The organism is Escherichia sp. MOD1-EC5189, assembly GCF_002966045.1.
GTDB classification, from domain to species: Bacteria; Pseudomonadota; Gammaproteobacteria; order Enterobacterales; family Enterobacteriaceae; genus Escherichia; species Escherichia coli_F.
Map to the genome: position 1 here is coordinate 1 of NZ_PTRX01000094.1, position 1,035 is coordinate 1,035.

The window sequence follows — 1,035 nt, forward strand, 5'->3', positions numbered from 1 at the left end:
GCCGGACAGAGCAATTGCCTTCTAAGCAATCGGTCACTGGTTCGAATCCAGTACAGCGCGCCATATTCATTCTTCCAGATTCCTTCCGGCAGAGCCTTATACTGGAATATACCTGGCTCAGGATATTGTTGAAAATATTATATGTTTGTCAAAAATAAAAGTTCTGTTAAGTATTGATTGAGTGTTTGTTATACGGTCTAATGGTTTTTTCAGCATTAAATATTTATCATTCATATGGTGTGGGTAGAGTGAATATTGATGAGGCGTCGGGGTGTTTCATCCTTAGGCAGCGTATTGATATAGTCAATGCAGCACGAGCAAAGGCCTTCAGCCGTTTGACAGTTTTGTTCTGTGCTCCTGATCGTCTTTCGGGAAGAGACGTTATTATTCTGAATAGTGATGCTATACAGAGGGTTTGCGATGAGTTCATGGTTGCTAATTCAGAATTATTTGCTCTTGTTCAGGAGTACAACAGAATAGCCAGGACCTGTGGTATGGATGAACTTCGGATTACTCATCTGGGGTAGATACATATCTGGATTATCACCTGTTACGGTAAAAAGTGATTGCTTACTGTTTTTGTGAATGGCATTGCAGCAGCCGGATAATGTCAGTGCTGGCTGACGGTGTGCTGGTGGCGGGTGTGGTGGTTGTTGCTTTCCCGTTGCTGAAAAAGAAAACGCCAGACTGTTAGCCGGGTATCAGTTAGCGGGAGAAATTTTTAAATACTTCACAATTCAGGCGGTTGACTGTTCTCTGGTTTGCGGGGAGTTTGTTAAAAGAAACTGGCATGGTGAATCCCCCTGTGCGGAGGGGCAATCAGCGAGTAGGTATATGGGATAATCGCGGATTCAGGTGCTGGTACTGAATTCACCGGGAGGCACCCGGCACCATGCACTTCAATAGATTCTCTCCACATTATGGATATTCTTTCAGAATATCCCACGCAGACTTTGTGTAGACTGGCCCCCTGAATCTCCAGACAACCAATATCACTTATTTAAGTGATAGTCTTAATACTAGTTTTTAGACTAG

The 1,035-nt window shown here is 43.5% G+C and carries 1 protein-coding gene and 1 pseudogene; one reads left to right on the plus strand and one right to left on the minus strand.

All coding sequences use genetic code 11. The features are described 5' to 3' along the window. Positions 1 to 562 precede the first annotated feature (562 nt). Positions 563 to 694, plus strand: a complete 132-nt coding sequence (locus ATB02_RS25665; protein ID WP_000562553.1) for a DUF3927 family protein — start codon at positions 563 to 565, stop codon at positions 692 to 694. 84 nt (positions 695 to 778) lie between these two features. Here the strand turns inward: ATB02_RS25665 and ATB02_RS26840 are convergent. Beyond that, positions 779 to 919: pseudogene (locus ATB02_RS26840) on the minus strand (hypothetical protein); the annotation flags it as partial. Between the last annotated feature and the right edge of the window lie 116 nt (positions 920 to 1,035).